Annotated in this window: 9 protein-coding genes; all 9 read right to left on the reverse strand. The window is 44.8% G+C overall.

Annotation, left to right across the window (positions count from 1 at the left end; translation table 11 throughout):
• Positions 1–20: 20 nt before the first annotated feature.
• The 9 genes from U0033_RS13910 to U0033_RS13950 are packed head-to-tail and all read right to left on the reverse strand — an operon-like array spanning position 21 to position 15336.
• Entirely contained in the window at positions 21–1880 is a 1860-nt protein-coding gene (locus tag U0033_RS13910; RefSeq protein WP_072364791.1) for an alpha-amylase family protein, read from the reverse strand.
• Positions 1877–2656 carry an SDR family NAD(P)-dependent oxidoreductase gene (locus U0033_RS13915; protein WP_072364789.1) on the reverse strand — a complete coding sequence of 260 codons (780 nt, stop codon included), beginning with the start codon at positions 2654–2656 and terminating at the stop codon, positions 1877–1879. Before U0033_RS13915 ends, U0033_RS13910 begins: the two co-directional genes overlap by 4 nt.
• A 6-nt stretch (positions 2657–2662) precedes the next feature.
• The gene (locus U0033_RS13920; RefSeq protein ID WP_072364787.1) at positions 2663–4240 is read right to left on the reverse strand and encodes a sodium:solute symporter; all 1578 of its coding nucleotides are present in this window, start codon (positions 4238–4240) and stop codon (positions 2663–2665) included.
• Positions 4237–5460 (reverse strand): enolase C-terminal domain-like protein, encoded by a 1224-nt coding sequence (locus U0033_RS13925; RefSeq protein ID WP_072364785.1) that lies wholly within the window; start codon positions 5458–5460, stop codon positions 4237–4239. The genes U0033_RS13920 and U0033_RS13925 overlap by 4 nt, the downstream gene beginning before the upstream one ends.
• A 3-nt stretch (positions 5461–5463) precedes the next feature.
• On the reverse strand, positions 5464–7746 hold the full coding sequence (locus U0033_RS13930; RefSeq protein ID WP_072364783.1) for a glycoside hydrolase family 95 protein: 2283 nt from the start codon (positions 7744–7746) through the stop codon (positions 5464–5466).
• A 3-nt stretch (positions 7747–7749) separates the two neighbouring features.
• Positions 7750–8946: a DUF4998 domain-containing protein gene (locus U0033_RS13935; protein WP_072364781.1), complete on the reverse strand. Its 1197-nt coding sequence runs from the start codon at positions 8944–8946 to the stop codon at positions 7750–7752.
• 18 nt (positions 8947–8964) lie between these two features.
• Positions 8965–10191 carry a DUF4959 domain-containing protein gene (locus U0033_RS13940; RefSeq protein ID WP_072364779.1) on the reverse strand — a complete coding sequence of 409 codons (1227 nt, stop codon included), beginning with the start codon at positions 10189–10191 and terminating at the stop codon, positions 8965–8967.
• An 11-nt stretch (positions 10192–10202) separates the two neighbouring features.
• Positions 10203–12101 carry a RagB/SusD family nutrient uptake outer membrane protein gene (locus tag U0033_RS13945; RefSeq protein WP_072364777.1) on the reverse strand — a complete coding sequence of 633 codons (1899 nt, stop codon included), beginning with the start codon at positions 12099–12101 and terminating at the stop codon, positions 10203–10205.
• Between the two features lie 10 nt (positions 12102–12111).
• Positions 12112–15336: a SusC/RagA family TonB-linked outer membrane protein gene (locus tag U0033_RS13950; protein ID WP_072364775.1), complete on the reverse strand. Its 3225-nt coding sequence runs from the start codon at positions 15334–15336 to the stop codon at positions 12112–12114.
• Positions 15337–15345 lie beyond the last annotated feature (9 nt).

Below are 15345 nucleotides of genomic sequence, written 5' to 3' on the forward strand. Positions count from 1 at the left end.
ACCAACATGATTGTTTAAAGTCAATTCACCTTATATATAACTGCGGTTTCCCCTTCAACCTTAACTGTAAGTGTATCGCCAACGGATATTGCCTTCTTACTAAACAACTCTGTTGCTGTCCCTCCTTTTAATATGGGCACCCGGTATTCCTGCTCCTGCTTATCGTAATTAAAGATCGCTATATAGCCATCCTTCATAAATACCTTGTTGCCATCTACGGGTCTGAAACTCCTGCCATTTCTTGTAATAGCCATTAAATGCTGATCCTGCAATAACTGCAACGCGACTGCCTTCCAGGGTCCATCTGCTGAATAGTCGTCTCCAGCTACGACACTACCAGTTACCAATGCTGATGCCAGCCTTGCCTTGTTGGCATTTAAAGATGCATCCTTAAACACCACATGATCCGCATCCAGGTAATTATATAGCAGGCACTGCCACCAGCCATAAGCAGTACTGTTCAATGTATATTCCGTATTTTCAATTGAGTTGAATGCATCACAGGCTATTCGCCGCATATGTACATAGCGGGATGTTGCCAGGTTAGGAGAAATAGCGGCATACAAAAGCATTTTATCTCCTGCCACACTATCTATCCATTCCATCCCTTTCCTAAAAGCCTGCATCCCTGTGGTAACTGCCGGGTCATAAAAATGATCCCCTTCTATTGCACCATGTGATAAGAAATCTATCTTCACCATTTCATATCCCCATTCTCTGAACATGTGCATAAAGTGAACTATCCGCTGCCGCGTAGCAGGATGGGTAGGATCCATTGCACGCCCCCCATCTGTATCTGCATAGTTCCCCTGCTGTGTTGTCCAGGTTTCTTTGTACCGGTAATTACTTCCTTCTACCGGCCGGTCATACTTGCCCCAGTCTACAAATGGCGCCCAGTAAATGCCTGGCTTAAAGCCTTTTTCCCTGCAATATGCCGCAAACATTTTCAATTGATCAGGCGTCATATTATCCCAGTAAGAATCCAGATCGATATACAAAGTTTTATCTGCCGTACGATAGCCCGTACAGGAATCATGAAAGAAATCTACGACTCCTTTCGCCTTAGCAAAATCCACCTTCGTTTGCATTACCCCCCAGCTATTCCAGCATATCGGTGTTGCTCCTTTCCATTTAGATACATATGCCGGCTGAAAAGATCTATTGGTCATTGCATAGGTCTCCATTGCCTTTCTCCAATCTTTATCATATCCAATAAAGACTGGTGCTGAGCTACAATAACCCTCTACCGCTTGTACCCTACCATGTTCTTTCCTATCATGCGTACGCAAAGAATCTGTAAATCCGCAAATCACTTTCAATGTATTGTTTCGCACCTGTATCCCTGTTTTCCACACATCCTGCTTCAGGGAACCTACTACTATCCCGCTTTTCTCATTATAGATGGCGGTGACTTCACAACCTGTAAAATCAGCTTTACCAAAAAGCGGAGCATCGTACCGAAACCACATATCATTATCAAATGGCACATTCAGTACCCGCCCGGCAGTAGCAATATAACCTGTGTTCAGCGGAGACAAATAATTACATGACCCGCCGGCCAAGCTGATGGAAATGACACAGTAATCCCTGCCCGGGTAAGTATAAAACTGCTGTTGCAAGGGGCCGCTATTAATGGTATACACAGTAGCACTGCCTGATTTCTTTATAGCATATCCACGCTTCACCGGCGTACGCGAATCAATCTCCTGTGCTACTGCAAACACATTTTCAAAGGCAATCCGGCCATTCAGCATAACCGTATAGGTACCTTTCTGAAGATCATAAATGATCCGGTGATTTTTACCAAAAGGTATATTTACCTGTGCATAACTATATACCTGTAAAAAAAATAAGGCTGATAATATGATTAACTTTTTCATGCTGAATAATTGAGCGCCCTGTAACCAAGTTCTGCACCACCACTTACATGCATGACATGACCTGTTATAAAGCGGGCCTTTTCCGAAATAAGAAATACACATGCATCTGCTATCACATCGCCTTCCGGGCAATATCCAAGTGGATGTATCGCATTCATATACGCCTCTATCCCCCTTCCACTATTCTGGTATTTGCCCCATTCACGCAACATTGGGGTCCATACACCTGCCGGTGCCACCGCATTTACACGAATATGATAAGGAGCATAATCCAGTGCCATTGATTTAGTCAATGCATTCACAGCCCCCTTTGTAGCGGTATAAGCTGCGTGATTCTCCTGCCCGATCTCCCCCACCAGGCTACTTGTATTGATGATACATCCCTTACTCTCCTTCAATGCAGCAATGCCATAACGGGTAGTTAAAAAAAGACTCTTCAGATTAATATTCATCAGGTCATCCCATTCATGTTCGGAAGTTTCATGTAATGGTTTTGAGGGATGCGCAATCGCAGCATTGTTATGAATCACATCGATCCTGCCATATTTCTCCAATGTTAAAGCGATCATGCGCTTTACATCTTCCGTTTTTGAAATATCTGCATAGATACTATAATGAGGCTCTCCCAATGTATTGATAGCTGCAGACAATGTAGTATTGTCATTCGATACTACGACCACTACGGCACCTGCTTCCGCATATTTTAATGCACATTCGAATCCGATACCTGTGGACCCTCCTGTTAACAATATGATTTTACCGGTCAAAAGTTGCATGTCTCTTTATTTAAAAATGAAATATAGTGTCGCCATTACAAGTAATAACAGTATGGATAAGACCTTATAACTACCCTTGCTTTTCAAAGGTTCCACCGGCGACCTCCAGTACAATGTGGTACTTACAACAGTATGTTGCATAGGATATATAAAAGAAAAGGAAACCTGTATTATACAACAGATGATGAACAGGTAAAACGCCATCATCATAAATGGAATTTGCGCAAAGGCCGTAGCTGGATAAAGCTTATTGATGGCATACACCAGCGCTCCCAGTACAGAACCGGTTAACAATGTTAGCTGTGCTGCCTTCGCCGATGCCTTCGACCAGAATATACCCAGTAAAAATACACAGGTGATAGGCGGTGCAATGTGCGAGATAATATCGTTTACCCCATTAAAAATACTATTATAACTATTGAGTAAGGGTAATAACAGGATTGATAACAACAAGGCAATACCCGCTGATATACGCCCCATTCTCACCAGTTGCTGATCACTGGCAGATGGTTTAAAACGCTTATACAGATCAAAACTCACCAGCGTAGAGATACTGTTTAATGCTCCTGATACCTGGCTCATTAAACCTGATAACAAGGCTGCGACAATAATACCTGCCAGCCCCGTAGGCACCAGCTGTGTGATCATCACCGTATAAATGCCTTTGCTATCACCTGTAAACTGTAAAAGCCCTTTCTGCACCAATGTGCTTGCAAACAAGCCGGGGAGGATAAATATAAATACAGGAAGTATTTTGATAAAGCCACAAAATAAAGGACCTAGCCGTGCATGGTTCTCATCCTTAGCGCCCAGAATACGCTGCACAATTGTCTGATCCGCACACCAATACCAGATACCAATCACAGGATAACCCAGGAATACCGCATACCAGGGAAGCTTGCCCTCACTCCGCAACATAGATAACTTATGTAGTTGCCCCTGCTCCTGCAATACATTGGTCATCGCATGCCATCCACCCATTTTATGAAAACAGGCAGTGGTAATGATCACAGCACCTGCTACCAGCACCACCGTTTGTATGCTCTCCGTGATCACAACAGCCCTAAGTCCGCCAATGATGGTATAGACGGCCGTAATACCGGCAATCACCGAAACACTGGTATACATATTTATTCCAAACAACGTTTCCAGGACAATACCACCTGTGAGCAGCGAGAAGGCAATATGTATGGTGATAGCAGAGACAATTGAAATCAAGGTAAGCCAATCCCTGCATGCACGGTTATACCGTTTCTCCAGGAAATCGGGCAGGGTACTGATACCGCTACGAATATAGAAGGGTGCAAAAAACAGTGCCAGCAGGATCAACGTAAATGCTGCCATCCATTCAAAATTGCCACTCAGCAGACCATCGTCAAAACCGCTTTGAGCCAGGCTCACCAGGTGCAAACAGGAAATATTGGTAGCAAATAAGGCCAGCCCGATCATCGGCCAGCGTAATGATTTGCCTGCCAGGAAATAGTCTTTCGTGCCCGACTCTTTTTTTATACCCGCCCATAAGCCAATCACCACAATTCCTGTGATGTATAGTATTACAATAATTATATCCGTTGTCTGTATCATGCTATCTCTTTAAGATCACAACTGCTACCCGGCTCCTGTGGTGTAAGATATACTCCATCCCTGATCTGTACAGGATGTACAAAATGTTCCTGCAGATGTGGAATATGCTCCAGGAAAAGTGCTTCGTGCCCCAGTGATATATGATTGAAAAGGACCAGGTGCTGATGCAATTGCCCCATATCTCCCACATGCGGCACTACCGGCACTCCGTATTTACCGGCCAGCAAACTAACTGTTATAAATTCACTCACGCCTCCTACCCTCACTGCATCTACCTGTATAAAATGTGCACAGCCTGCCTGTAAATAATTCTTAAAGACGATGCGATTAGGTACATGTTCTCCCAATGCCAGCCTTGTAGGGGCAATTGCTTTGGCTAACTGTTGATGTGCAATCACATCATCAGGATGGGTAGGTTCTTCTATCCAGTAAGGTTGCATTTGCTGTAAGCTTCCGCATATATCCAGTGCCTGGGGCAATGTCCATTGCTGATTGGCATCCAGCATGATCTTTACCTCATCTCCTGTTACTGTTCTCACCAGGTTTGCACGCCTGATATCCCGCTCCGGATCCGAAGATCCTACCTTCAGTTTCATGGCGGTAAAGCCTTCTGCGATTGCTTTCTTCGCATTTTCCCGTATTAAAGCATCCGGATAATTAAACCAGCCAATAGAAGTATCATAACCGGGATAACCACTTGTGGTGATCTTTTCACGGCTCAAATCTCTATTACCTTCAATCAATGCAATCGCCTGTTCACGGGTCAGTTCATCTTCGAGATAGGAAAGATCAAGAGTGTTTACGATTTGCTCCGGAGATAATTCTATCAATAATTTCCATAAAGGAACACCTCTCTTTTTTGCCCACAGATCATAACAGGCATTGGTCACCGCTGCCAACCCCAGGTGCACGACTCCTTTGTGCGGCCCCAGCCAGCGGAACTGCTGTTCATTGGAGAGCTTTTTAAAAAAGCTACCAAAATTGGCCATCACTTCCTCAATATCTTTTCCTTTTAGTTGTGCTGCATAAAAATCTGCCGCTTTACAAACAAGGTCATTTCCTTCTCCTAATGTAAAAGCAAAGCCCGTACCTCTTATACCACTATCATCCTGCAATAGGGTCACTGCATAAGAATAAACAGGATCACGGTGTATCGCATCACTGCCTGCCCCTTTTCCGAGCGGATATCGTACATCCCTTGTAAATGTCTGTTGTATCATCAGTTATAGTTTGCTGGCAACGATCTCCCTGATCTCTCCGTTTATTTTAATTTTGACTTTTTGTGCTGCAGGTGCTGAAATTTTATACGTAGTCACCCGCCCGTTTTTCCAGGCAAAATCAACCGTAAAATTACCTCTCGCTTTCAAGCCTTTCACCGCTCCTTCCGCTTTCCAATGATCAGGAATTGCGGGTAACAAGTTTATATACCCTGCATGACTTTGCAATAGCATCTCCGCTATCCCCGCCGTAGCACCGAAATTCCCATCTATCTGAAACGGCGGACCGGCAGATAACATATTAGGATACACGCCACCACCTGCACCATAGTTAATATCAGTTCTAAAAGTAGGCTTCAGGATCTCTTTCAGTAGTTTAAATGAACGGTTACCATCCTGCAACCTTGCCCAGAACAAGAGCTTATAGGCTATCGTCCAGCTCGGGCCATCATCTCCTCTTACATCCAGGGTCTTCTTTGCAGCTGCTGCCAGATCTGGTGTATTTTCCGGTGTGATGAATGAAGCGGGATACAATCCCCACAAATGTGAGATATGCCGGTGCTGCGGATCTGTTTCCTTATAATCTTCCAGCCATTCCATGATCCTGCCGTCTTTGGAAATAACACCTGCAGGTGGTAGCTGTTTTATCTTAGCTGTCAGCTCTTTTCTCAAAGCAGCATCCACACCTAAAATTGATGAAGCCTCAATGATGTTATTGAACAGATCACGCACGATCTGGTTATCGATCGTTGCACCAATACAAATACTGGCATGATTACCATTGGGCAAGAAAAATGCATTCTCCGGTGAAGAAGAAGGTGACATCACTAACCAGCCTGTTTTATCATCCTTTATCAGCAATGAATTATAAAACACCGCTGCACCTTTTATCACAGGATATATGTCCTTCAGGTAATGCTTATCTTTTGTAAATGCATAATGTTCCCACAGGTTATTACACAACCAGCCAGAGCCTGATTTCGTAGCTCCCCAGGAAGCACTCTCCCCCGGTTCTGTGAATCCCCATATATTCGTGATCACATGTGCTACCCAACCCGGTGCATTATAATAAGCCTTTGCTGTTCGTGTACCCGGTACCACTAATCCTTTCACCAGTTCGGCCAATGGCAGATTCAGTTCTGAGAGGTTCGATACTTCCACCGGCCAGTGATTCATCTGCACATTTACATCCAGGTGGTAATCTCCATTCCAGGGTGTCTGTACCTGATTCGCCCATAAGCCCTGCAAATTCGGTGGCAGTAAACCGGGCCTTGTACTACAGATAGATAAATAACGACCAAACTGATAGAAGAGCACAGGCAACTCATTATCCGCAGCAGGATTATTATAAAAAGCAGACAGTCTTTTATCTGTCGTCTCATCCAGACCTTTTCCAAGATATAGTTGTACACGATTAAACAGGCGGCCATATTGACTAATATGTTGTTGCCTTTCGATCGCATACGGTTTAGCCATGGCCGTTTTTAGGATCTGCGTTATGTTATTTTTAATGCCCTTATAAGATGTACCCGCAGAGATATACAAAATGATCTCCGTGGCATTTTTGATCACCAGTGCATGATCATCAGTTGTCAAAGTACCGCCTTTCAATTGTGCTTTAACATCAGCCTCGTACTCCATTCCTTTGCCATCAATACCATTATCCAGTTGTCCGGATAATATTAGGGTACCATCCGCAGTATGCGTAGTTCCTCTTTCTGTACGGCTCATCGTCACCTTACAGGATAGCTTCTCCGGTGTATCAGCTGTCAATCGTACAATACTGATATCGTCATCAAAGCTGGTAAAGTATTCTCTATGATAAGTAACACCGTCTGCCGTATAAGTACAGGTAGCAAGCCCTTGTTGCAAAGAGAGTTTTCGCTCATATTTGGTTGGCGTTCCATGACCAAACTGAATCTGCAATTCACCCATGGTCTGATAACAACCAAATGGCACACTGCCTGATCCTTTCCCTGTACAGATAAAGTCCTTATCCATCAATGCCTGGGCTTCATCATTTCTGCCTTCCTGCAGCAATTTCCGGATTGCAGGCAATTGCTTATAGGCTGCATAGTTATTGGCGTCCTGTGGTGCGCCGGACCAAAGTGTGATATCATTTAGTACAATCTTTTCCGTTTGCACGCCACCATCAGGCATCATCCCCAGTCGCCCGTTACCCAGGGGCAATGTTTCTTCCCACACCTTAGCAGGTTTATCATATCGCAAAGTCTGGCTGCTCACAAACGCAGGAAGGAGGCCAATGATGGCTGTAAGGATATACTTCATTCATTATTCTTTATTCCAGAAAGTGATTTCTGACATGTTTACATAATTATTGTTGCCATTTGCATTGTGCAATACCCTGATCCGGATATAACGCACGGGTGGCGGATTATCCATAAGGTTTGCCTTGAAAGCCGCATTCCCGTTATCTGACCGCACCACTTCTTTCAGCAAGGTCCAGCCTTTGCTTTGCATGGCAGCTTTCCATCCGGCATCATTGGAATTTATTTCGGGTACTGCATTGGTCAGGTCATCAATCCCCCATACTTCAAACTGATCCGGGTTATTACAACATCCTCTGCCGGTTTCTTCTATCACACTCAGATTATTGTATACCTTACCCATATCAAAACTAAGCACCCTTGGCAAAGAACCATTTCCATCACTATGAAAGATGTTCGGATAATCCTGCGGACCTACAGAACCATCCCACAATTTGCTGACACGGGTATCTGATTGATAGATGCCCATGTCGCCCCAAAGATCATGCTCCTGGAACAGGCTCTTATCACATTGCACCAGTCGGAGTATACTGGGAAAGGTATCATACCTGGCAGCATAAAAAGTATCCAATGCCCCCCTTAACGGAATATAAGAAGATTGATAGACGATTGGTGTACCAAATTTATAATCGGTCAATTTCACTGAATCATCTGCCGGCAATAAGGACCTTGTTGTTATTGCATCACTTTGATTAGTATATTTCAGGGTAGTTGCAATATTGATCGTATCAGGTGTTACAAAACGAAGCACTACAGCATTATCATCATTGATGGTATAGGGCACTGTTCCAGGCAACCTGTTGTGCAGGGTCGCCTTGTATACAGCACCATATACCCGCGCATTATTAATCTCTGTCGCTACAGACCTGTTGCCTTGGGCATCACAACTATATACTAAGAATGTATACACGTATTCAGATAATCCCGGTATGGTACAGCGAATGGTATCTGAAGTATTGTGATTGTCTGTATTGAAAATAACAGAGTCCGCACCGTTATTCCAGTATACTTTATATTGAACAATGCTCTGATCCGGGCTGGGCTGCCATGTTAACTGCAGGCGTCCATCACCGGGTAAGGCTTGTGTATTTGACACTTTACCGGGATACATCAGTTCAGTACCATTCAAAAACTCACGGTAGTCTGTCGGTTTTTTATTGCACGCTACCAGCAATAGCATGCATACCAGTAGATATCTCATTGTATGCCGTTTTATAGATTACCTGGGATCTCCCCAGAATGTCAGCTCTGTAAGGTTAAAAAATGTATTGGTCTGCGCCATATTGGATACACATTCAAAACGGATGTACCTTACCTTCGGCAGACTCAGTGAGAAATTATAACTGAATCCGTTATTCCAGAACACAAGATCCGCGTTGGTGTATTGTGGATTGGGTAATCCGGATGGTTTAGCAGGTGCTGTAAAAAAGCCCAGGTTGATCCAGCCATTCGCCGTAGTACCCCCCACAGGAGGTAGGTGACCTGCATCCGGCATTGTTTCATCCACAGGAGTATCTTCACGCCCCCAAAGTACCCAGGTTTGCGGAGCACCCGCCTGCCATAACCAGTTACCGCTACCATCAATACCCCTATTCCAGATGGTATACCGGCTCAATCTTGCGGCCTTCCCCATATCAAAGGTGATGACTGCCGGCCATACCAGTGGTTGTATTGGTTGTTCTGTATGATAACCTGGTGATCCCGTAGAATTGTTCCAGAGGTTTTCTATCACCCAGCCAAAACCTGTCTTTGCATCTGTACCCAGGGGATAACTGTGGAATAGTGATTTATCCATCTGCGCTTCAAATACCGGTGTAATAGTAGAGAACAAGGTATCTGAAATATTTCCCCACTGGTCTGTAACGTATACACCAAATTGCTGGGGAATGGTATCATAACCATGCAGACTATAGGTGATCGTGTCGTCGTTCGTGTAGTTCTGGGAAATGATCTGGTATCTCTTAGTCTGATCAGGTGCAATCGTAACAATACCCAGGTTTGCTTTTGCCTTGTTCACGCAACTGATGCTCACACCGCCAAAGTCCTGCTGCATGGTAACTGTAGGCCTTGCCAGCAAATAAGGTGGCGTATCAGGATGTACCTTTATCGTTACCGGATCGGATACTACCTGTGCACGGCTCACTGTATGCAACACGACTTCGTAATCCTTACTGGCAGCGAAGCCACTTACAGTAATGCTATCTGAATAGTAGGAAGACTTTGTTTGCCTGCTGGTCCTATCATTGATCTTATAGTCTGCCTGTACATATAAAATATTGGATGAATTAGGCAATGTATAAGTGATGTAAGCACCGCCGTTGAAGTTGACCACATTCACATTCGTCACTACACCCGGCTTCGTCATATCTGTAGATACGACCTCGTTATAGCCTTCCTGTTTCTTGCAGGAGGATATGATCAACAGTAATAAAATGATTCTTTTCATACGTGTAATTTTTACCAGTAAAGGGTTTGTACGAGATTAGGATTGGTGAGCAGGTCATAATCCTGTATCGGGTACAAATAGTTCCTGATACTAAAGGAGGTCTGCTGCACAAGCCTTAACTGGTAATAGCCATCTGTTGTCCGGTTAAATACATTCCATCCCTGCACTGGTGTGCTTAATACCTGCTGCAATTCTTTCCATCTTCTCAGATCCCATCCTGCCTGCCCTTCAAAGGCAGTTTCAATTCTTCTTTCCTGGTGAATAATGGCGCGTAATCCATCTTTACTGCTATACTTAGACGGGTTGTTGGAATACTGTGACCATGATGCCACGACCCCATCCAATCCTCCTTTTGCTCTTACTTTGTCTATCCATTCATAAACTTCTGCACCGGGTCCGTTTACTTCGTTCAGACATTCTGCATATAATAACCACAGTCCTGTCAACTGCATAAAAGGCCATGAGTAACCCTGCTGTACGCTTGTTTGTCCGAAGGTAGTCTGATAAGGTACCAGCTTCTTTGCCCAGTATCCCGTTGCATTATAGCGCAACTGATCAGGTGGTGCAGCAGGACCATTCACCGCATTGATGTAATTCGGATTATTATCATCCAGGTTACCGGAACCAAACCATACACTGCCATCAAAAGCAAGGTCTGCATAATAACGGGGCTCCCTGTTAAAGTTACCTTTCGCAGAGGTGTATCCTTTCTTAATGTAATAAGCATGTGCATCATCACCTGCCTGTAACTTATAACGGTTGTTATAGTCGAAGGTCCTGTCTTCATTGATAGGCACACCATGATTAGAGTAGAAGATCTCTGATTGCCCAATAGGTACGGAGAAATTAGAATACACCGCAAATACATTGGAGGCTGCTTCTGCAGTTACTCTTGGAGAAGCCATATACTGCCAGCCAAATTGTGGGTTCAATGTCCATATCTGTTCAGAATTCCAGCTATCTACAAAGGCACCCTGAATAGTCAGTAAGCGACGTGTTGTATCAGACATGTGTACGATACCTCCACTTAATCTCAGTTGATAAAGTGCTGCACTTCCTACATTATCAAGCGCCGCTTTACAGGCTGTCAATGCACGCTGCCATTTGCTATCGTCATAGGCTGCAGGATATAATGACACGCCGTCTTTGTTCTTCCAGGAAGCATAATCAGGATTGCCATTGAACAAAGGACTTGCCTGTGTAACCAATACTTCTGCTTTTACAGCCAGTGCTATGGTGCCACTGATACGGCCTTGCTCTGCTGCCAGGTTTTGTATCACGATAGGCAAATCAGGAATCGCTTCGTCCAGTAATCTTACTACATAGTTGAAGCAGGAATCAAGTGGTTGTTGTTTTACCCTTACCTGGTCGATAGATGCATTTACAGGCAGGTTCACATCCATAATCGGAATAGGGCCATACATCCTGATCAACCAGTAATGAAAATAGGCTTTCAGGAATTTTGCTTCTGCTGTCCATCTCCTGCGCTGGTAATCCGGAAGATCCGGGGGGATATGCACATTCTCCAGGAAGATGTTACATTTCCTGATGGCCTGCCACATGTTCAATCCCATGTTATAACCATCCCAGTAATTCAACAATGGGTTAGGACTGTTTTGAACACCACGGAGAATGCTGAATCCCGCATCACCACCAGCTCCGCCTAATGTGGTCTGATCCTGCAAGGGATAAGGAAAGATCACTTCTCCAGAAGTCGTGAAACCCGGATTGCGACGGACATCAACCAGGTTCTGTAAGGTAGCATAGCAACCAAACAGGTAAGCCTGTGTTTCATTCGCGTTGGCAAAGGCACTCTCCAGGGTCGCCACATCATCAGGCACTACATCCAGGTATTTCTTACAGGATGAAAAAAGTATAATGATCGTAAGGAATTTTAATATCGTTTGCATCTGAGATCGTTTAAAGGTTTACGTTAATACCACAGTTGAAAACCTTCTGTATCGGATAACCAAAGCCTTGCCCTGCCTGCTCGGGATCCCATAATTTAAAGTGGCTGAATGTGAGCAGGTTCAGGCCGCTGAAATAAATACGTGCACTCCTGATGTACATTCTTTTCGTCAGTGACTTTGGTAAACTATAACCCAGCTCGACGGACTTCAACCGCATAAAACTGCCGTCTCTCAGCCACCAGGTACTCTGCTGCTGGTTGTTCAGGATATCGGTGGTGGATAGCCTTGGCCACAGTGCATACAGGTTCTGGTTTTCTTCTGACCAGTGATTCTCTGCATAAGCCTGCAGGATCTGTGCATTATTTACAAAAGGTGCCGTACCATATTTTGCGTAATACCTGTCATCCTGGGAGGTGGCATTGATAAAAAATGATTCCCTGGCAAGACCCTGGAAAAATGCATTGAGGTCAAAGTTTTTATACCCCAATGAGAACCCAAAACCATAGATGATCTGCGGTGTGGTAGGCAGCCCGATAGGCACCTGGTCATCCTGGTTGATCACCCCATCTTTATTTACATCCCTGTATTTAATATCGCCCCCGGCAGGCGGTGCAGAATTACCAAAGTACTGGGTGGGAGAATTCGCGGCTTCTTTATCATCTACAAATAACCGCTCCGCGATATATCCAAATGGCTGGTTAATAGGTTTGCCATTCTGGAAACGATAGGCATATTTATATTCCGGTTCTTCAAAACGTGCGTACCTGTTAGAAGTAACAGTCAGGTTACCCAGTACAGATGCCCAGAAGTTTTTGGAGAAAGTTTGTTTATAGTTAATATTCAGGTCCAGGCCTTTGGCATAGGCTTCTCCTACATTGGATTTCACAGCTGCTTCCAGACCTGTGGTTACAGGAATATATCCTCGCTGTTGCAGAATGTTATACCTGAATTCATGATAGATCTCTGCTGTGATATTCAGTTTTTCGAAGAAGGTCATTTCTGCTGCCAGGTTGGATTTACGGGCAGTCTCCCAGGTGACACCAGGGTTTGGATAATTCTGGATGGTAGTACCATACATCTTCACACCGTTCGTAGTGCCGAATACAGCAGAGGGCCCATTCGGATCATCAGGCGTTACGCTTGACAGGTAATAGAAACGGGTGTTGTCAATATTGTCATTACCTACCAATCCATAGCTACCTCTTATCTTCAGCCTTGTAACGATCTTTGATAATGGACCCGCCCAGAATTTCTCATTCGATACCACCCACCCTGCACCCACAGTGGGAAAGAAGCCCCAGCGATATTGGGTAGAGAAACGTTCTGAGCCGTTATAGCCAAAGTTGAATTCCATGAAATACCTGCTGGCGAATGAGTAGGTGGCCCTTCCTGCAAGACCCAGGTTACGGTAGGGCAGTGAATACTGTAAAGATGGCTGATGCGTGTTTGGATCATTTGCATCTGCATTCAGTTTCTGTTGTCTGGTACCGATCAGTGAAGCACTGAGATTATGTTTGCCGAAAGCCCGTGTATAATCCAGTGATCCCTGTAAGTAAAGGAAGGTATTTACATCTTTCGTTCCCGGATAATAGCTCAGGAATTCCTGTGCGCCACCCGGTTGGTTATTCAGCCAGGCTAGACTATAAGTATTATTGGTCTGGTCGTAATTCGCCACATCATAATAGAATGGTTTGTAGGAACGGGTCAGATCAAAGTAGGCATACCTGTTAGTACTGAATAAACCATGAAAGGCCAGTCCTTTCGTAATGAAATCGAAGTTCTGGTTCAGTTCAAACTGTGCGGACAATCTGGACTCGGAGAAACTCTTATAACCATACATCAGGTCGGCATAAGGGTTGGCCTGTAAATTTCCGGAGGAGGTCAGTGAGTTACCAAACAGGATATGTTTAGTAAGCAGGTTGGCACTATCAGATGGGAAATATGCCGGGAAAGATACCGGGCTAGTGTGCAGTGCCCTGTCATACAGATCACTTGCCAGTCCTGACTGATCACCGGTAATAGGTCCTGTATATTCGTTGAAGTTACCCCAGAGGCGTACCACCACTTCAGTCGTCTTGGTGAGCTTTACATTCACATTGGAACGCAACTGGTAGTTTTCAAATTTCATGGCAGAATTGAAATTATTCACAGGATTTACCTGCAGGATTCCGTTATCGCGGTCATAAGAACCAGCGATGTAATACTTGGTCACGTCATTACCACCCTGTACACTGAAGTTCGCACGCTGGGTAGTTGCCTGATCTTTGAACAGGGTCTTCATCCAGTCTACCGCCGGATATACGTAAGGGTTATATCCTGGCGCCTTATCCATGGTAGCCTGTGTATTAATGATCTGGTTGGGTGTATACAGCGGAGTCGCCAGGGGATTCCGGGTAGTCAGGGCCTCGTTGTACATTTTCATATAGGTAACGGGATCGCCTAATTGCACGGTTTTTGTAGGCCGGGATACGGAACGTTCATAGCGTACATTCATACTGGCCTTGCCTGCTTTACCTTCTTTGGTAGTCACGAGGATCACCCCATTGGCACCTCTTGCGCCGTATAATGCGGCAGCACTGGCATCTTTCAGGATGGAGAAACTCGCGATATCATCTACCTGTAAGCGGGCAAGATCGTTGGAGCTGAGTTCAACATTATCAACCAATATTAAAGGACTGGCACTGTAACCAAATGTGGTCACCCCCCTGATAAAGAACGAGGAATTGTCCAGGCCAGGTTGTCCACCACGCTGAAAGGAGATCATACCTGCAATCTGTCCTGCAAGGGCATTCGTGAGATTGCTGGAAGGGATCTTCAATGTGCCGGGAGCTACGGTGGTTACAGAGCCTACCACTGCTTCCTTGCGCTGTTTGCGTCCGTAAGCGGTGACGACCACTTCCTCGACGTTACGGGAAAAAGGTTTGAGTACAAGGTTGATCACCCTTGAATTGGGAGACACGGTAATGTACTGTTGTTCGAAACCAACATAAGAAAATCGCAGCAGTGTACCTGGTTCTGCATCCAGGATGAATTTACCGGTGGAATTGGTAGATGTAGCGACGTTCTTCTTGTTTTCTGCTACCACATTCACCCCTTCCAGTTTCAAGCCTGAAGTATCGGTGACTGTACCAGTAACAGTGATCTTTGTAGTTTGTTGAGCGATGGCGCTGATGCTGACGAACATGAAAATAGCGAACAGTATCCCGGGTAGGGATACAAACGGGAATTTTGGCATAAACCAACT

Origin of the sequence: Chitinophaga sancti (genome assembly GCF_034424315.1) — a bacterium.
GTDB classification, from domain to species: domain Bacteria; phylum Bacteroidota; class Bacteroidia; order Chitinophagales; family Chitinophagaceae; genus Chitinophaga; species Chitinophaga sancti.